Here is a 17,235-nt window from a genome sequence, read left to right as displayed (position 1 = left end):
TTACCCGTCGGTCCGGGGCTCTCCTGCCATGACCAGGCTCAGCTCCCCCATCCCACCCGCCTCGAGCCGCACCGGGACGCCCCAGTCCTGCCGGGTGATGCGGCACGCGGGGTGCTCACCACCGTCGTCACAGCTCGCGGCCTGCGCGACGACCTGCAGCACGCCTTCGGTGACGCCCTCGGCGAACCGGATCTTGCGGTTCAAGTCCGTGCCGGTGCCGGACCCGTCGGCCAGGAGCGAAGGCGGCGACGCGCTGATCTCGAGCCGCGTCGAAGGGCCGAAGCGGTCGTCGAGCTTCTCGCCGGGTGGCGCGGTGAAGACGACGGAGAAGTCGATCTCGCCGGGGGCGAGCACGGTCGGCGGCCTGCGGACAGCGTGCGCGTCGCCCGTGACGACCGTCGGCTCCCCCGCCGGCAGCGGGCTGAGCCGGTGGCCCGCCGACTCGACGACGAGCAGTTGGCCGTCGTGCGACAGCAGGCCCTGTGGCTCCGAAAGCCCGGTGGCGATCGTGGTCACCTCGCGGGTGAAGACGTCGAAGCGGCGTACGGCGCCGTTGTAGGTGTCCGCGATCGCGATCTTGTCGCCGGGCAGCACGGCGAGGCCGAGCGGGTGCTGCAACAGCGCCTTGTCGGCCGGGCCGTCGGTGTGGCCGAAGGAGAAGAGGTCGATGCCGATCGCGGTGTGCACGGTGAACGACTCGCCGTCGGGCTCGATCCAGCGCAGCGCCGACGTCTCCGCGTCGGCGAGCCACAGCTTGTCGCCGTCCACCGCCAGGCCGGACGTCTGCGCGAAGAACGCTTCGCTGACGTCGCCGTCTCGGAGGCCTTCGACCGTCGTCCCGGCGAAGCGGCGGATGGTGCCGGAAGCCGGGTCGAACACGCTCAACGTGTGGTTGCCCGCCATCGCGACGACGACCCCGCCGGCGGGGCCCCACCAGACGACGTCCCAGGGGCTCGTGAGGTCGACGTCGACACCCTTGCCGGAGTCCGGCCCGGTGCGCCACTGCGCGCCGGTGCCGGCCACCGTGGTCACCTCGCCGGTGATCAGGTCGAGGCCGCGCAGCCGGTGCCCGGCGGTGTCGGCGACGACGGCGTGGTAGCCGGCGCGCTCGGCGACGTCGTACGGCAGGAGCGCGATGCCGGACGGCTCGGTGAAGGTCGCGACGTCGAACGGTCCGTCCTGCCAGCCGCGGACGCCGCTGCCGAAGCGGCGGATGACGGTCTCGCCGTCCGAAGCGAACTCGACGATCGCGTGGTGCCCGGTGTCCGCGACCAGGACGCGTCCCTCGGCCGTGGCGACGGCCTTGCTCGGGAACCGCAGCTCGCTGTCCTGCTCCTCGGCCGGCACGTACGGGCTGCCGCCGCGGCGAAGCGTCCCCTTCGCTTCGTGTTTGGTGACGAGCTCCGTGATGACGCGGCGAAGCGCCTCTACGTGCCCTTCGCCCGCGGCGACGTGCACGACGTACCCCTCGGGGTCGACGACCGCCAGCGTCGGCCACGCGCGGACCGCGTACTGCGACCACAGCTCCATCTTCGGGTCGTTGACCACGGGATGGTGCACGTCGTAGCGGCGGACCGCGGCCTCGATCGACGCGCGCTCGCCCTCGTGCAGGAACTTCGGCGAGTGGACGCCGATCGTGACCAGCACGTCCGCGAACTCGGCTTCCAGCGGACGCAGCTCGTCGAGCACGTGGAGGCAGTTGACGCAGCCGCTGGTCCAGAAGTCCAGCAGGACGACGCGGCCGCGCAGTCCGGCGAGGGTGATCGGGCGGCCGCCGGTGTTCAGCCAGACGTCGCCGCGCAGCTCGGGGGCACGCACGCGGCTCTGCGGTCGTGGAGAAGTCACGGCAAGAGTGAACTACACGCGGTCACAGTCTGTTCCGTGGTTCAGCCGATGAGAGAACAAACTCACTCCTTGGTGGTGTCCCAGGTCGGGCGAGCGGAGGCACGGAAAAGGACGCGCGGCGGGGTGAGCCGCCGCTTAGGCTCAGCTCATGACCCCCGTCCAGCCGGCCGGCGCCCTCACCTTCGAGGAGGCGCGGCACCTGCAGGAGAACCTCCGGGAACCCGTGCGTCCCGGGCTGACCGACACCGAGCTCGACGACGTCGAGCGCCGGTTCGGCTTCCGCTTCGCCGCGGACCACCGCACGTTCCTGGCCGCCGGCGTGCCGATCGGCGACCGCTGGCCGGACTGGCGCTGCGGCAACCCCGAGCAGCTGCGCAAACGGTTGGCGTGGCCGGCCGACGGCGTGCTGTACGACGTCGAGCACAACGGCTTCTGGCTGCCCGACTGGGGCACGCGCCCGGTCGGCCCCGAAGACGCGATCCGCGAAGCCCGGCGGCGCCTGGCCGACGTGCCGCAGCTGGTGCCGGTGTGCGGGCACCGCTACCTGCCCGGTCTGCCGGGCACAGTGGGGTACCCGGTGCTGTCGGTGTACCAGACGGACATCGTCGTCTACGGCAGTGACCTGCGGGACTACCTGAACCGCGAGTTCGCGACCGGCGGCATCAGCACGGCCCCACCGGACGGCCCGCGCTACATCCCGTTCTGGTCCCGCTTCATCGACTAGCTTCGGCGACCCGCTTCAGCCGGCCGAGCGTGGCCGCGATGTTGGCCGCGCGACCTCGATCCGGCCAGTGGCACTGGGTTCGCTCACGGGACCTCCACGCCGAGGGACATACCGACAGTACGTCAGTTTTCCCGGCGCAGCATGCGGCTCACACCCGCGGCCACCGTGGTCGCCAGGATCCAGCCTGACGCCGTGAAGCCCGCCGCCACCCAGTTGTCCGGGCCGTGCATGTACCAGCGGGTCTTGTTGCCGAAGTCGACGATCGGGACCAGCAGGTCGGCCGTGTAGATCACCGGGTTCCACTGCAGGCCCGTGTCCTGCTGGTTCACCACGCACCGGGGTCCGCTCGCGATGAAGCGGCCGGTCTTGTCGTTGACGCAGTCGTCGGAGCCGAGGCCGAACCACAGGCTGCCCAGCACGAGCAGCGCGAGCAGCCAGCCGAGCGCGCGCACCGGGCGGTAGCCGTAGCCGACCATCGAGCGCTGGAGCCAGCTCCACAGGCGGACGCCGGGGCCGAAGAACTTGAAGCCGCCGGCCAGCGCCTCGTAGCGGAACTGCTGCTTGCGCAGGGCGACCGTGGAGGCGTGCTCTTCGTTACCGGCCGCTCTGAGCATGTGCGCGAGCTGGTCGTACGGGCCGGGCCGGTAGCCGCGCATCGCTTTGCGGAGCAGCTCGATGCGGTGGTCGAGCGCCTTGTCGTCGGCGAGCGGGATGCCCGTCTTGAGCGCGTCGTACCGGAAGTCCTCCAGCTCGATGCCCTCGGACGCGGCCCAGAACTGCTCGTTGTCGCTCAGCGTCCCGCAGTGCGCGCGACGCAGCACGACCCGGCCGACCGGCGGGGTGCTCGGGGTGAGCGTGAACTCGTCCGCGGCGACGTCGCCGGCGTCGAGTGCCACGCCGAACGGCGGCAGCGACCCGAGCTGCGAACCCCGCAGGTCCACGCGCCGGGCGACCTGCGCGCCGTCGAGGTTGACGCCGCCCTCGGCGACGAAGGGGCGGCCGTTGTTGTCCCGCAGCGTCAGGTCACGGCCGATCCGCCCGGTCCGGACGTCGAGAGAGAAACTGCTGGTCGCGCGACGACCGGGATCGGTGAGCCGGGTGCCCGCCAGGTTGATGCTGCCGCCGACCTCGACACCCTGCAGCCGCAGCGTGCCGTGGATCGTGGCGTCGGTGAGCTGGAAGTTGCCGGCGATCGTCGACCGGCGCGCCGAAAACACGTCCCGGCCAGGATGGCGGAACATCGAATTCCACGCCAGGAAATTGCCGCCGACGGTGACGTCGGCCAGCCGCAGCTGCCCGGCGGGGACACGCAGGCTCGTCGCCTCGATGTCACCGCCGATCTCGGTCCCGTCCAGGTGCAACGCGCGGTCGTAGTACGGCTGCGACTGTCCACGCACGACGCTGATCTCGGCGCCGGCCAGCCGCAGCGAGCCACCGATCCGGGCGTTGACCATCCGCAACGTCCCCAGCGCCTGCAGGCCGTCCGACAGCTCCACGTTCCCGTCGACCCGCAACCGGTCGGCGACCAACGCCGGCCGCGGATCCAGATACGGGTCGTTGGACTTCCACGCGTCGACGGCGATCGGCCCGTGCTGGGACACCGTCAGCTTCGCCTCTCGCAGGACGATGTCGCTGTCCACCGTGGCGCTCGGCAGGTACATGATCCCGGTCGCGGAAAACCGCTTACGCTGGCTCGCCGGCCCGTAATTGTCGACCTCGCACAGCAGGCTGCCGCCGATGTGCAGGCCGTTGCCGTTGAGCGCGAAGCCGTCCGGGTTGTTCAGGGTGGCGCCGGAGAAGTTGACGTTACCGCCGGTCCGCAGGCCGGGCAGCCGGACTTCGCCGTTGGCGACCATCCGATAGGCCAGCAACGCCCCGGCGAGCACCAGCCGGTCGGCGTGGATCGCCTTACCGTGCGGGTGGGAGATCACCGTGCGGGTCAGCACCAGCGAACCCTCGATCACCGCGTCGGTGAGGTTGACCGCGGCGTTCGGCATCCCGCGCTCGCGGTCGTCGCCGCGCTGGACGGTGGTCTCCTCGATCTCGCGGTCACTGCCGTCCACCTGCACGACGCAGCGGATCAACCGGACGTCGTTGCGGCTGCGCATGTTGCGGGCCTTGAGCCCGGGCAGCCAGCACTTGCGGAAGACCAGGCCCAGCAGGTTGGCCTCGCGCACGTCCGGCGGGTGCTCGAACCGGCACCGCTCGAACCGGAACAGATACTTCAGATCCGCGGCCCGCAGGTCGAGGGTGCCGGTGATGTAAGCGTCCTCGACATAAACGATCGGCGCGTTCGTGGCCTGACGCCGCCAGCGCAACAACCCACCATTACCGGGTTTCAGCAGGTCAGCGGCCTTGACTTCGTAGCGCCGATCCGGGATACCCGCGAACGGGTCGAGGGGCGGCAGCGCACTCTCGGTCGTCATGACGGGCCTCCCCTCCCACACCCCGCCCCAAGGTAGCCGAGGAGAACGCTATCCGCAGGCGTTTCGCAGGTAGACGGCCGAATTCACGACAGTGCCCGCGCGCCCCGCCGACCGGGACGCGCGGGCACCGCTCAGGCGTTGGGGTTCAGCACCCGAGCGAGGAACGACTTGGTCCGCTCCTCGCGCGGGCTCCCGATGACCTGGTCCGGCGGGCCCTCTTCGACGACGACGCCGCCGTCCATGAACAGGACCTTGTCCGCCACCTCGCGGGCGAACTGCATCTCGTGGGTGACGACGACCATCGTCATGCCGTCCTTGGCGAGCTGCTTCATCACGCCCAGGACGTCGCCGACGAGCTCCGGGTCCAGCGCGGACGTCGGCTCGTCGAACAGCATCAGCTTCGGCCGCATCGCCAGCGCCCGCGCGATCGCGACGCGCTGCTGCTGCCCGCCGGACAACTGCGCGGGGTAGTTCTTCGCCTTGTCGCCGAGGCCGACGCGGTCCAGCAGCTCCAGCGCGCGCTGCCGCACCTGGGCCTTCGGCTCGCGCCGGACCTGGATCGGCGCCTCCATGACGTTCGCGAGCGCCGTCATGTGCGGGAAGAGGTTGAAGCGCTGGAACACCATGCCGATGTCCTTGCGCTGGAACGCGACCTCGTTCTCGCGCAGCTCGTGCAGCTTGTCGCCACGCTGCCGGTAGCCGACGAGCACGCCGTCGACGTAGAGCCGGCCGGCGTCGATCTTCTCGAGGTGGTTGATGCAGCGCAGCAGGGTCGACTTGCCCGAACCGGACGGCCCGATCAGGCAGAGCACCTCCCGCTCGTTCACCTCGAGGTCGATGCCCTTGAGGACGTCGACGCTGCCGAAGCTCTTGTAGATCTTCTGGGCGGACACGACGGGGGTCATGCGGTGCCTCCTCCGCCCCGGCCGAACATCCGGCTGCGCAGGCCGGTCCGTGGGGTGACGCCTTGCGAAGTACCGCGGGCGAAGTACTTCTCGATCTGGATCTGGATGGCGGTCAGGATCGACGTCATGAACAGGTACCAGATCACCGCGGTGAGCAGCAGCGGGATCGTCTTGAAGTTCTGCGCGTAGATGGTCTGGACCGCGACCATCAGCTCGAAGTAGCCGATCACGACCACCAGTGACGTGGTCTTCAGCATCGCGATCGTCTCGTTCCCGGTGGGCGGCACGATCACCCGCATCGCCTGCGGCAGCACGATGCGCCGCAGCGTGGTCGTCCGCTTCATGCCGAGCGCGGACGCCGCCTCCAGCTGACCGCTGTCGATCGACTGGATGCCGCCGCGCACGATCTCCGCCATGTACGCGGCCTCGTTGAGGCCGAGGCCGAGCAGCGAGGCCGTGAACTGGTTGATCAGCGTGTTCGTGTCCCACGAAACGAACTCGGGCCCGAAGGGGATCCCGAGTCCGAGCCGGGGGTAGGCGAACGCGAGGAAGTTCCAGAACACCAGCTGCGTGATCAACGGGGTGCCGCGGAACAACCAGATGTAGATGCCGGCGGCGCCCTTGGTCAGCGGGTTCGGCGACAGCCGCATGACCGCCAGCAGGACCCCGCCCACGATGCCGATGAGCATCGAGATCACGGTCAGGATCAGGGTGTTCTGCAGACCGCGCAGCACGCGGTCGTTGAACATGTAGTCCCAGACGGTGGGCCAGTCGAAATTGTCGTTCGTGACGATGCTGCGAACGACGATGAAGGCGACGAAGAGGACGACCACCCCGGCCGCCCAGCGCCCGTAGTGGCGCACCGGGACGGCCTTGATGGGTTCGGTGTCGACGGACTCCCGTTCACCGGGAGGCGCGTCGGAGGAGCTGGACACTGACTAAGCCCTCTCTGCCCGGCTCAGGAGGCCGCCGGGTTGAGTTCCGACTTGGTGACCGCGCCGGCCCCGGACAGACCCCACTTGTCGAGGATCTTCTTGTAGGTGCCGTCGTCGATCAGAGCCTGGACCGCGGCCTGGACCGCCTTGCCGTAGTCGGCGCTGTCCTTCTTCAGGATGATGCCGTAGGGCGCCGTGTCGTACGGCTCCCCGACGACCTCCAGCTGCCCGTTGGTCTGCTTGACCGCGTAGTCGACGACCGGGGAGTCGGCCAGCTCGCCCTGCACCCGCTTCGCGGTGAGCGCGAGGTTCACGTCGGTCTGGGCCTGCAGCTGGGTGACCTCGATCGCCGGCTTGCCCCCCGAGGTGCACTTCTGCGACCGCTTCTCCAGGTCGTCGACCTGCACGGTGCCCTTCTGCACGCCCATCTTCTTGCCGCACAGGTCGTCGACGTTCAGCTTGTCGGGGTTGCCCTTGAGCACGCCGAGCGACGTTCCCGCCTTGTAGTAGCTGACCATGTCGACGATCTGGAGCCGTTCCGCGTTGACGCTGAACGACGACATCGCGAGCTCGTACTTGCCGGCCTGGATGCCCGGGATGATCCCGTCGAACGCGGAGTTCTGGAACTCCATCTTCAGGCCCAGCTTCTGCCCGATCGCGGTGCCGAGGTCCACGTCGAAGCCGGTGACCTTGCCGCTCTCGTCCTGGAACTCGTTCGGCGGGTAGCTCTGGTCCTGGCCGACCAGGATCTTGCCGTCCGCCTTGACCGCGTCCGGCACCATGGCCGCCAGCTTGTCGTCCTTCGCGACCGTGCCCACGTCACCCGAACCGGCGCCCGGCGCGGCCGAGCTGCTCGGGCCGGCGTTGCCGGCGCCACTACCACCGGCGCCACAGGCCACGGTCAGGCCGACCAGGGCGAACGCAGGCAGCAGGGCGAGCGCCTTGAGCTGGGGTCCTCGGGCCACGTCGTCACTCCTCGTAGTTCTCAGTTCGTGAGAGCACGCATATTGCCACTCATCCATACCAAAGCACAGCACCGCGACGTTACAGCGATGTTTAGAGCGGCGCGCGAGAGTCGCGTCCAGGCCACGCCGTGAGCAAGGATGTGGTTCATGAACGCCACGCCGCCCCGGCTGCCCCCGTCCGGTCGACGTGCGAGGACGGCGACGACCCGCCGGATCACCCGTCCGGGGGCCCGGTTCGACGGGTACCTCTCCCCCGACCGGCCGCACGCCGGCGCCTACGACGAGATGTTCGCCGCCGACGGCACGGTCCGCGGCCCGTACCGCGAGCTGTACGAGTCGATCGCGGCGCTCGACGCGCACGACCTGAACTCGCGGTCGCTCGCGCTGGACCGGGCGATGGTCGACCAGGGCATCACGTTCTCGCTGTCCGGCCAGGAGCGGCCGTTCCCGCTGGACCTGGTGCCGCGGGTGATCCAGGCGGCCGAGTGGGCGAAGCTCGAACGGGGCGTGGCCCAGCGGGTCCGCGCGCTCGAGGCGTTCCTCGCCGACATCTACGGCGACCGCCAGATCCTGCGCGAGGGCGTGCTGCCCCGGCGGCTGATCACCTCGTGCGAGCACTTCCAGCGCGAGGCGTTCGGCATCAACCCGCCGAACGGCGTGCGCATCCACGTGTCCGGAGTGGACCTGGTGCGTGACGAGGAGGGCACCTTCCGGGTGCTCGAGGACAACCTCCGCAACCCGTCCGGGGTGTCGTACGTGATGGAGAACCGGCGGACCATGGCGCGGGTGTTCCCGGACCTGTTCGCCCAGCACCGGGTGCGACCGGTGGGCGACTACGCGTCACACCTGCTCCGGGCGCTGCGCGCGGCGGCCGCGGCGAACGTCGCCGACCCGGTGGTCGTCGTGCTCACCCCCGGCGTGCACAACTCGGCGTACTTCGAGCACTCGCTGCTGGCGCGGCTGATGGGCGTCGAGCTGGTCGAAGGCCGCGACATGTTCTGCCGGGACAACGTCGTCTACCTGCGGACCACCGAGGGCGAGCGCCAGGTCGACGTCATCTACCGGCGGATCGACGACGAGTTCCTCGACCCCGTGCACTACCGGCCGGACTCCGTGCTCGGCATCGCCGGCGTGCTCAACGCGGCCCGCGCGGGCAACGTCGTCGTCGCGAACGCCGTCGGCAACGGCGTCGGCGACGACAAGCTCGTCTACACGTACGTGCCGGAGATGGTGAAGTACTACCTCAACGAGAAGCCGCTGCTGCCCAATGTGGACACGTACCGCTGCTGGCTGCCGGACGAGTTCGACCACGTCATGGCGCACCTCGACGAGCTGGTCGTGAAGCCGGTGGAAGGCTCCGGCGGCTACGGGATCGTCTTCGGGCCCGAGGCGTCGAAGAAGGAACTCGACACGCTGCGGCGGAAGGTCCGCGCGCACCGGCGCGGCTGGATCGCGCAGCCGGTGGTCCAGCTGTCGACCGTGCCGGCGAAAGTGGAGGACCGGCTGGCCCCGCGGCACGTCGACCTGCGGCCGTTCGCCGTCAACGACGGCAAGGAGATCTTCGTGCTGCCCGGTGGGCTGACGCGGGTGGCGCTGCCGGAGGGCAGCCTGGTCGTGAACTCCTCGCAGGGCGGCGGCTCGAAGGACACGTGGGTGCTGACGTCCCGGGCGTCGACGGCCGAACGGGAGCTGTCGCAGCCCGCACTCGGCGCGATGTCCACTGTGGATGGACTGGTCGCCGAGCAGGGGCCGGAGCTTTCGGTGTCGCAACAGCAACAGCAGCAGCAACAGAGCTGAGTTGAATGATCCCTCAGCGGTAAAGATTACTTCGGGATGTGGAGGCTCTCATGCTCGCCCGCAACGCGGAATCGCTGTACTGGATCGGCCGGTACGTCGAACGCGCCGACGACACCTCCCGCATCCTCAACGTCTCGGTCCACCAGCTGCTCGAAGACGCGACCGTCGACTCGGACCACGCGAGCCGCCAGCTGCTGGCCGTCCTGGGCATCGAGTCGGAGGGCACGGAATCCCTCGACGTCTGGAAGCTGACCGAGCTGGTGGCGTACGCGAAGGACAACCCCGCGTCGATCGTCGGGTCGATCAACTCGGCCCGCGAAAACACGCGCGGCGCCCGCGAAGTCGTCTCGACCGAGCTGTGGGAATGCCTGAACGCGACCTGGAACGCGGTGCCCGACCGGCAGCGCTACGCCCGGCGCGCCGGGCCGCACTCGTTCCTGTCGTTCGTGGAGGAGCGCGCGGCGATGTTCGCCGGGCTCGCCGACTCGACGATGAGCCGCGACGACGGCTGGCTGTTCATGGTCCTCGGCCGGTCCATCGAACGCGCCGACATGGTGGTGCGGCTGATGCTGTCCCGGGTCACGGACCGCGCGTCCTCGCCGGGCTGGATCACGGTGCTGCGCTCGGCCGGCGCGCAGGACACCTACCTGCGCACCTACCGCGGCGCGCTCGACGCCGGCCGCGTCGTGCAGTTCCTGTTGCGGGACACGCTGTTCCCGCGGTCGGTGTTCCACGCGCTGCGGCAGGCGGAGGACTGCCTGCGGCAGCTGGACCCGGGCGGCGGCTCCCGCAACCACGAGAAGTCCGAGGCGTTGCGCCAGCTCGGCCGGGCCCGCAGCGAGCTGGAGTTCCTCCGCCCGTCGGACCTGCTGACCGACCTGCCGCGGCGGCTCGGGACACTGCAGACGTCGATCAAGGAAATCGGCGAAGCGGTGTCCATGCAGTACTTCAGCACGTCGCCGTGGGTGGCGTGGAGCGGTGCGGAGGTTTCGCTGTGACCTGGCAGGTGCGTGTGGCACACCGGACGGGGTACCGGTACGCGACGCCGGCGACGCAGTCGTACAACGAGGCCCGGCTGACCCCGCGCTCGGACCGCCGTCAGACGACGGTGGCGACGCGCATCGAGACGACCCCGGCGACGCGTGCCTACCGGTACACGGACTACTGGGGCACGGTCGTGACGTCGTTCGACCTCCACGCGCCGCACACCGAGTTCACGGTGCTCGCGACGTCGGTGGTCGAGACGGCGGACGAAGCGGAGCCGATCCGCACGGCGTCGTGGAAGGACCTCCGCGCCGACACGGTGATCGACCACCGCACCGAGTACCTGACCCCGACGGACTACACCCCCCGCGACCTGGAGCTGGCGCGCGAAGCCCGTTCGTTGCGGACGGGGCTGGACCCGGCGGACGCGGTGCTGGCGGTCTGCGAGTGGGTGAACAAGCAGCTGAAGTACCAGCCGGGCACGACGGGCGTCCACTCGACGGCGACGGACGCGTGGCGGGCGCGCGAAGGCGTGTGTCAGGACTTCGCGCACGTGACGTTGGTGATGCTGCGCGCGATCGGCGTCCCGGCCCGGTACGTCTCGGGCTACCTGCACACGAAGCCGGACGGGAAGCTGGGCGAGGTGGTGGAGGGCGAGTCGCACGCCTGGGTCGACGTCTGGACCGGCGGGTGGTGGGCCTACGACCCGACGAACGCGATCCCGGTCGGGCCGCGCCACGTGTGGGTGGCGATGGGCCGGGACTACGCGGACGTGGCGCCGTTGAAGGGGATCTTCACCGGGGGTGGGCAGTCCACTCTGGACGTCTCGGTCCACCTGACCCGGCTGGGCTAGCGCCCCAATGTGGCGTTGGTTGCGTCCAACGCACCCAATGTGGCGTTCGGTGCGTCCAACGCACCCAACGCCACATTGGGGCGTTTGAGTCAGCCGTTGGCGTGGGCGTCCAGGATGTGCGCGACGGCCTCGGTGACCTGCTGTGCGAAGTCCAGGTGCAGCCACTCGTCCGGCACGTGGATGTTCGAGTCGGCCCCGCAGGCGCCGGTGACCAGGAACTGCGCCTCCGGGTACTTCCGCGAGAGCAGGCCCATGAACGGGATCGACCCGCCCATGCCGGTCGCGCGGTGCGGGCGGCCGAACACCTCGTCGCTGACCGTGCGCAGGGCCGTGGTCAGCCACGGCGACTCGGCCGGCGCGTTCCAGCCGTTCTCCGCCTGCGGCGAGCCGAGCGTGACCTTCGCGCCGTACGGGACGTCGGTGGTCAGCGCCTTCTTCACGGCTTCGAGCGCCTTCTCGGCGTCGACCGTCGGCGGGAGCCGGAAGCTCAGGGTGAGCGTGGTGCTTTCGCGGAGTACGTTGCCGGCGTCGGCGGGCTTCGGGAAGCCGTCGGCGCCGATTACCGACAGCGTCGGCCGCCACGCGTTGTTGAGCATCAGCTCCAGCGCGTCGTCCGTGATCACGCGTCCGCCTTCGACCAGCGGGAACGCCTTCGCCAGCGCGTCGGGGAAGTCCTGAGAGACGGCCTCGAGCTCGGCGAGCCGGTCCGCCGGGACGTCCACCTTCAGTTCGTCCAGCAGCAGTTCGCCGGTCGTGCTGTCCTCGAGCCGCTCGATCAGCTGCCGCAGGATCCGGAACGAGCTGGCGACGACGCCGCTCGCGACACCGGAGTGCTGTGCCGAGCCGAGCAGCTGCACCGTGACGTCCAGGTGCAGCATCCCGCGCAGGCTCGTGACCAGCCACAACCGCTCGTAGTCGCTGCCGCCGGCGTCGAGGCAGACCACCAGCGAGACGTCGCCGATCCGGTCGGCCAGGTGCTCGACGTAGGTCGGCAGGTCGGGGCTGCCGGACTCCTCACCGGTCTCCAGCAGCAGCACGATGCGGGCGTGTTCGCCGCCCGCCGCGTGCACGGCTTCGATCGCCGTCGTCGCCGCGTACCCGGAGTAGCCGTCGTCGACGGAGCCGCGGCCGTACAGCCGGCCGTCGCGGATCACCGGGGTCCACGGGTCGAGGCCTTCGGACCAGCCGCCGACCGGAGGCTGCTTGTCGAGGTGGCCGTACATCAGGACGGTGCCCTTGTCCGCCGCGCCCGGGGTCGCCGGGACGTCGACGAGCAGCAGGGGAGTTCGGTCTTCCAGGCGCACGACCTCGCACGTCGCGCCGGGCAGCGCGCGTCCGGCGATCCACGCGCGGACGTGCTCGACGGCGGCGTCGAGGTGACCGCTCTTCGCCCAGTCGGCGTCGAAGGCCGGGGACAGGGCGGGGATCGCCACCAGCCCGGACAAACTCGGGGTGACGTCGTTGATCCAGGCGGACACGACGGATTCACGGACGGATTTCTGCTCCACGTGGCCCATCGTGCCACGCAGGTCCGATCGTGCGGCACGTCACAGCAACGGCAAAGCGGGGGCGCCCGCGCGTCCGTACGGCCGCGTGCCCGTGCGACCGCGCCTGGTGAGCGGTCGGACCGACGACCTACTCTCGTAGGTCCAATGCTCGGGCTTCCTAGCGTTTTCCCTGTTCAGGGGCAGTTCCTCAGCAACAAATCAGTATCCGTGACTCACCAAGACGTTGACCTTCGTGCCAGGATGGCGGCGAGAACCGTCAACGCCGACGGTGACCGAGCGCTTCGGACCCGATGCGCTGGTCCCCGCCGGTGCAGTCGCTGTGGTCGCCACAAGCGGCCGCCAGAGGCACCGACACCGAGGAGTACAGCGCATGCCGTCCGAACAGTGGACGCACCCGGAGCCTGGCGACGGCCCAGCCGCGCTCGCGGCCCAACCGTCCCCCGAACAGGTGATCGCCGGATTGCGAGCAACCAGCGAAGGTGGCGCTGAGCTCACTCAGCTGCTCACCCCCGAGGGCGAACGGGTCCCCTCGCCCCAGTTCGACAAGTACGTCGAGGACGTCGACGCCGAAGCGCTGTGCGGTCTGTACCGCGACATGGTGCTGGTCCGGCGGGCCGACCGCGAAGCGAACGCCATGCAGCGCCAGGGCCAGCTCGGCATCTGGGTCCCGCTGCTCGGCCAGGAAGCCGCACAGGTCGGCTCCGGCCGCGCCCTGAAGCCGACCGACATGGCGTTCCCCAGCTACCGCGAGCACGGCGTCGCGTACACGCGCGGGGTCGACATGAAGGACCTGCTGGGCATCTTCCGGTGCACCGACCACAGCGGCTGGGACTACCAGCGCCACGGCTTCCACCCGTACACCATCGTGATCGGCAACCAGGTGCTCAACGCCGCCGGCTACGCGATGGGCCAGAAGTTCGAGGGCAAGGTCGGAGACGACGACGGCGAAGCGACGATCTGCTACTTCGGTGACGGCGCGACCTCGCAGGGCGACGTCCACGAGGGCTTCGTCTGGGCCGCGGTCTACGACGCGCCGCTCGTGTTCTTCTGCCAGAACAACCAGTGGGCGATCTCCGAGCCGACCGAGCGCCAGTCGCGCCTGCCGCTGTACCAGCGCGCCCGCGGCTACGGCTTCCCCGGCATCCGCGTCGACGGCAACGACGTCCTGGCCTGCCTCGCGGTGTCCCGCTGGGCGCTCGACGAGTGCCGCCACGGCAACGGCCCGGTGCTGATCGAGGCGTTCACCTACCGGATGGACGCGCACACGACCACCGACGACCCCTCCCGCTACCGGCTCTCCGACGAGCTGGAGGAGTGGAAGCTCAAGGACCCGATCGAGCGCGTCCGCGCGTTCCTGGCCCGTGGTGGCTACGCCGACCAGGCGTTCTTCGACAAGATCCAGGCCGAGGCCGACGCCTTCGCCGCCGACCTGCGCGACTACACGTTCAACATGCCGGAACCCCCGCCGGAGCGGATCTTTTCGAACGTCTACGCCGAGGGTAATCCGGTGCTGGAGGCGCAACGCGAAGAGTTCCTGTCCTACCTCGACGGCTTCGTCTCGGCGGGTGAGCACTGATGACCGACATCCAGAAACTGACCATCGGCAAGGCGCTCAACCTCGGCCTGCGCCGGGCGATGGAAGAGGACCCGAAGGTCCTGATCATGGGCGAGGACGTCGGCAAGCTCGGCGGCGTCTTCCGGATCACCGACGGCCTGCAGAAGGACTTCGGCGAGCAGCGCGTGCTCGACACGCCGCTGGCCGAGTCGGGCATCATCGGCACCGCGGTCGGCTTGGCCGTGCGCGGGTTCCGGCCGGTGTGCGAGATCCAGTTCGAGGGCTTCATCTTCCCCGGCTTCGACCAGATCTCCTCGCAGCTGGCGAAGCTGCACTACCGGACGCAGGGCAAGATCAAGATGCCCGTCGTGATCCGGGTGCCGTTCGGCGGCGGGATCGGCGCGGTCGAGCACCACTCGGAGTCGCCGGAGTCGCTGTTCGCGCACATCCCCGGCCTGAAGGTCGTCTCGGTCTCGAACGCCGTCGACGCCTACTGGGGCATCCAGCAGGCGATCAAGTCGGACGACCCGATCCTGTTCTTCGAGCCCAAGCGGCTGTACCACTCGGGCGCGCTGCGTGCCGAAGTTGACGTCACCAGCACGCCGTCGCAGGTGTTTTCCTCGCAGATCGTGCGCGAAGGCACGACGGCGACGGTCGTCGCGTACGGCCCCTCGGTGAAGGTCGCCCTCGACGCGGCCGCCGCGGCCGAGGACGAAGGCAAGTCCCTCGAGGTCATCGACCTGCGCACGCTCTCGCCGCTGGACCTCGGCCCGGTGTTCGAGTCGGTGCGCAAGACCGGACGGCTGATCGCGCTGTCGGAGGCGCCGTCCGAGTCGTCGCTGACGTCGGAGATCGCCGCGCGCGTCCAGCAGGAGTGCTTCTACTCGCTGGAAGCGCCCGTCCTCCGGGTGACCGGGTTCGACACGCCGTATCCGCCGGCCAAGCTCGAGGAGCACTACCTCCCCGACCTGGACCGGGTGCTGCACACCGTCGACCGCTCGCTCGCCTGGTAAGGGGGACATCCGCGCAATGCCAACGTTCAAACAGTTCCCCCTGGCCGACACGGCCGAGGGGCTGACCGAAGCCGACATCCTCTCCTGGCACGTGAAGCCGGGCGACACGGTGACCGTCAACCAGATCGTGGTCGAGATCGAGACCGCGAAGGCCGCCGTCGAGCTGCCGATCCCGTGGGCCGGCGTGGTCACGGAGCTGCACGTCGAGCCGGGGCAGACGGTGGAGGTCGGCACGCCGATCCTCACCATCGACGTCGACCCCGGTGGCGCGGCCGCTCCCGCTCCGGCCGCCGCTGCTCCCGCTCCGGCTCCTGCCGAGGAAGAGGAGATGAAGCCGCTGGTCGGCTACGGCTCCAAGGCCGTCGGCACGCAGCGGCGAGCCCGGAAGGGCGCTGCTCCCGCCCCCGCGGCCGCTGTCGTCGCTCCGCCCGCGCCTGCTCCGGCCGCCTCCGCGGCGCCTCGGGGTGGTTACGTGCCGCTGGCCAAACCGCCGGTGCGGAAGCTGGCGAAGGACCTCGGTGTCGACCTGCACGCGCTGACCGGAACCGCGGACGGCGGCGTCATCACCCGTGAAGACGTCGAGCGCGCCGCCAACGGAGCTCCGGTCGTCGCGTCCACTGTGGACAGCGGAGCACGCGAGCGGCGCGTGCCGATCAAGGGCGTCCGCAAGATGACCGCGGCCGCGATGGTGCAGAGCGCGTACACCGCTCCGCACGTCACGGAGTTCCTGACCATCGACGTCACGCCGATGATGGAGTTCCGCGAGAAGCTGAAGAAGTCGCGGGAGTTCGCCGGGGTCAAGGTCACGCCGCTGACGTTCGCCGCGAAGGCCGTGTGCCTGGCGGCGAAACGCACGCCCGACATCAACGCGGTCTGGGACGAGCAGGCGCAGGAGATCGTCTACAAGGACTACGTGCACCTCGGGATCGCGGCCGCCACGCCGCGGGGCCTGATCGTGCCGAAGGTCCGCGACGCCGACTCGATGTCGCTGAAGGAGCTGGCGAGCGCGCTGACCACGCTGACGGAGGTCGCCCGCGAAGGCAAGACGTCGCCGGCGGACATGGCGAACGGCACGATCACGATCACCAACGTCGGCGTGTTCGGCGTCGACACCGGAACGCCGATCATCAACCCGGGCGAGTCCGCGATCCTGTGCCTCGGCGCGATCAAGGACCAGCCGTGGGTGGTGGACGGCGAGATCAAGGTCCGCAAGGTGCTCCAGCTGTCGCTGAGCTTCGACCACCGCGTGGTCGACGGTCAGCAGGGCTCGGAGTTCCTGGCCGACGTCGGCGCCTTGCTGGCCGACCCCGCGATGGCCATGACGTACTGAGTTCCCGCAGGAGAGGGCCGCTTCGGGAATTTGCCGGGGCGGCCCTTACTGCTGCCGGAAGACGATCTTCCCGGCGTCGAGGTCGACGTGGGTGCGCGGCGGGGCGCCGTCGGCCTCATCGTCAACCAGCATCAGCTGGACCTGGCGCTGCTCGAGCTCGTGCTGCTTCGTCCCGCCGAGGATCGCTTCGACCTCTTCGGTCGCGACCGCGCTCGCCATGCGCGGGCCGTCGCCGCGGCGGTGCCACGGCAGGAACCGGCGGCCCCAGACCTCGAGCACGGCCAGCAGGAACAGCAGCACGACCAGCATCGGGAACACCATCGCCCAGACCACGCCCATGGGACCAACGTATACCCGCTTGACGGAGTGAGCACTCACTCCGCACACTGGTCGTA

The 17,235-nt window shown here is 69.7% G+C and carries 14 protein-coding genes; 7 read left to right on the top strand and 7 right to left on the bottom strand.

What is annotated here, in order from left to right:
* Positions 1-1,818 (bottom strand): NHL domain-containing thioredoxin family protein, encoded by a 1,818-nt coding sequence (locus AB0M82_RS24995; RefSeq protein WP_364726483.1) that lies wholly within the window; start codon positions 1,816-1,818, stop codon positions 1-3.
* Positions 1,819-1,993: 175 nt separating this feature from the next.
* On the opposite strand from AB0M82_RS24995, the gene AB0M82_RS24990 reads away from it, so the two are divergent.
* Positions 1,994-2,569, top strand: coding sequence for a hypothetical protein (locus tag AB0M82_RS24990; protein ID WP_364726239.1), 576 nt, complete (start codon positions 1,994-1,996; stop codon positions 2,567-2,569).
* Between the two features lie 122 nt (positions 2,570-2,691).
* On the opposite strand, the gene AB0M82_RS24985 is transcribed toward AB0M82_RS24990, so the two are convergent.
* From AB0M82_RS24985 to AB0M82_RS24970, 4 genes are all read right to left on the bottom strand, one after another.
* Positions 2,692-4,995 (bottom strand): oxidoreductase, encoded by a 2,304-nt coding sequence (locus AB0M82_RS24985; protein WP_364726238.1) that lies wholly within the window; start codon positions 4,993-4,995, stop codon positions 2,692-2,694.
* A gap of 131 nt (positions 4,996-5,126) precedes the next feature.
* Positions 5,127-5,900: an amino acid ABC transporter ATP-binding protein gene (locus AB0M82_RS24980; protein ID WP_364726235.1), complete on the bottom strand. Its 774-nt coding sequence runs from the start codon at positions 5,898-5,900 to the stop codon at positions 5,127-5,129.
* Positions 5,897-6,835 carry an amino acid ABC transporter permease gene (locus AB0M82_RS24975; RefSeq protein ID WP_364726232.1) on the bottom strand — a complete coding sequence of 313 codons (939 nt, stop codon included), beginning with the start codon at positions 6,833-6,835 and terminating at the stop codon, positions 5,897-5,899. Before AB0M82_RS24975 ends, AB0M82_RS24980 begins: the two co-directional genes overlap by 4 nt.
* A gap of 23 nt (positions 6,836-6,858) precedes the next feature.
* On the bottom strand, positions 6,859-7,800 hold the full coding sequence (locus AB0M82_RS24970) for an ABC transporter substrate-binding protein (protein WP_364726229.1): 942 nt from the start codon (positions 7,798-7,800) through the stop codon (positions 6,859-6,861).
* Between the two features lie 138 nt (positions 7,801-7,938).
* Between AB0M82_RS24970 and AB0M82_RS24965 the strand changes: the two genes are divergently transcribed.
* From AB0M82_RS24965 to AB0M82_RS24955, 3 genes are read left to right on the top strand one after another with little or no spacing between them, the layout of a single operon-like run.
* The gene (locus AB0M82_RS24965) at positions 7,939-9,597 is read left to right on the top strand and encodes a circularly permuted type 2 ATP-grasp protein (protein ID WP_364726226.1); all 1,659 of its coding nucleotides are present in this window, start codon (positions 7,939-7,941) and stop codon (positions 9,595-9,597) included.
* A gap of 50 nt (positions 9,598-9,647) precedes the next feature.
* A complete protein-coding gene (locus tag AB0M82_RS24960) occupies positions 9,648-10,595 on the top strand; it encodes an alpha-E domain-containing protein (RefSeq protein WP_364726223.1) in 948 nt (315 codons plus the stop codon).
* A complete protein-coding gene (locus tag AB0M82_RS24955; RefSeq protein WP_364726220.1) occupies positions 10,592-11,434 on the top strand; it encodes a transglutaminase family protein in 843 nt (280 codons plus the stop codon). Before AB0M82_RS24960 ends, AB0M82_RS24955 begins: the two co-directional genes overlap by 4 nt.
* Before the next feature lie 89 nt (positions 11,435-11,523).
* Here the strand turns inward: AB0M82_RS24955 and AB0M82_RS24950 are convergent, their stop codons facing one another.
* On the bottom strand, positions 11,524-12,942 hold the full coding sequence (locus AB0M82_RS24950) for a M20/M25/M40 family metallo-hydrolase (RefSeq protein ID WP_364726218.1): 1,419 nt from the start codon (positions 12,940-12,942) through the stop codon (positions 11,524-11,526).
* Positions 12,943-13,312: 370 nt separating this feature from the next.
* On the opposite strand from AB0M82_RS24950, the gene pdhA reads away from it, so the two are divergent.
* From pdhA to AB0M82_RS24935, 3 genes are read left to right on the top strand one after another with little or no spacing between them, the layout of a single operon-like run.
* On the top strand, positions 13,313-14,518 hold the full coding sequence (pdhA, locus tag AB0M82_RS24945; RefSeq protein WP_364726215.1) for a pyruvate dehydrogenase (acetyl-transferring) E1 component subunit alpha: 1,206 nt from the start codon (positions 13,313-13,315) through the stop codon (positions 14,516-14,518).
* Positions 14,518-15,510, top strand: coding sequence for an alpha-ketoacid dehydrogenase subunit beta (locus AB0M82_RS24940; protein WP_364726212.1), 993 nt, complete (start codon positions 14,518-14,520; stop codon positions 15,508-15,510). Before pdhA ends, AB0M82_RS24940 begins: the two co-directional genes overlap by 1 nt.
* A 16-nt stretch (positions 15,511-15,526) precedes the next feature.
* Positions 15,527-16,840, top strand: coding sequence for a dihydrolipoamide acetyltransferase family protein (locus AB0M82_RS24935; protein ID WP_364726209.1), 1,314 nt, complete (start codon positions 15,527-15,529; stop codon positions 16,838-16,840).
* 45 nt (positions 16,841-16,885) lie between these two features.
* Here the strand turns inward: AB0M82_RS24935 and AB0M82_RS24930 are convergent, their stop codons facing one another.
* Positions 16,886-17,179: a DUF6191 domain-containing protein gene (locus tag AB0M82_RS24930; protein WP_364726206.1), complete on the bottom strand. Its 294-nt coding sequence runs from the start codon at positions 17,177-17,179 to the stop codon at positions 16,886-16,888.
* Between the last annotated feature and the right edge of the window lie 56 nt (positions 17,180-17,235).

This window comes from Amycolatopsis sp. NPDC051128, assembly GCF_040682715.1.
Taxonomy (GTDB): domain Bacteria; phylum Actinomycetota; class Actinomycetes; order Mycobacteriales; family Pseudonocardiaceae; genus Amycolatopsis.
This window is presented reverse-complemented; position numbering and strand designations above follow the sequence as displayed.

Coding starts and splice junctions, on each gene's coding strand:
- AB0M82_RS24990 (WP_364726239.1), top strand. CDS start 1,994: ATGACCCCCGTCCAGCCGGCCGGCGCCCTCACCTTCGAGGAGGCGCGG.
- AB0M82_RS24985 (WP_364726238.1), bottom strand. CDS start 4,995: ATGACGACCGAGAGTGCGCTGCCGCCCCTCGACCCGTTCGCGGGTATC.
- AB0M82_RS24980 (WP_364726235.1), bottom strand. CDS start 5,900: ATGACCCCCGTCGTGTCCGCCCAGAAGATCTACAAGAGCTTCGGCAGC.
- AB0M82_RS24965 (WP_364726226.1), top strand. CDS start 7,939: ATGTGGTTCATGAACGCCACGCCGCCCCGGCTGCCCCCGTCCGGTCGA.
- AB0M82_RS24960 (WP_364726223.1), top strand. CDS start 9,648: ATGCTCGCCCGCAACGCGGAATCGCTGTACTGGATCGGCCGGTACGTC.
- pdhA (WP_364726215.1), top strand. CDS start 13,313: ATGCCGTCCGAACAGTGGACGCACCCGGAGCCTGGCGACGGCCCAGCC.
- AB0M82_RS24940 (WP_364726212.1), top strand. CDS start 14,518: ATGACCGACATCCAGAAACTGACCATCGGCAAGGCGCTCAACCTCGGC.
- AB0M82_RS24935 (WP_364726209.1), top strand. CDS start 15,527: ATGCCAACGTTCAAACAGTTCCCCCTGGCCGACACGGCCGAGGGGCTG.
- AB0M82_RS24930 (WP_364726206.1), bottom strand. CDS start 17,179: ATGGGCGTGGTCTGGGCGATGGTGTTCCCGATGCTGGTCGTGCTGCTG.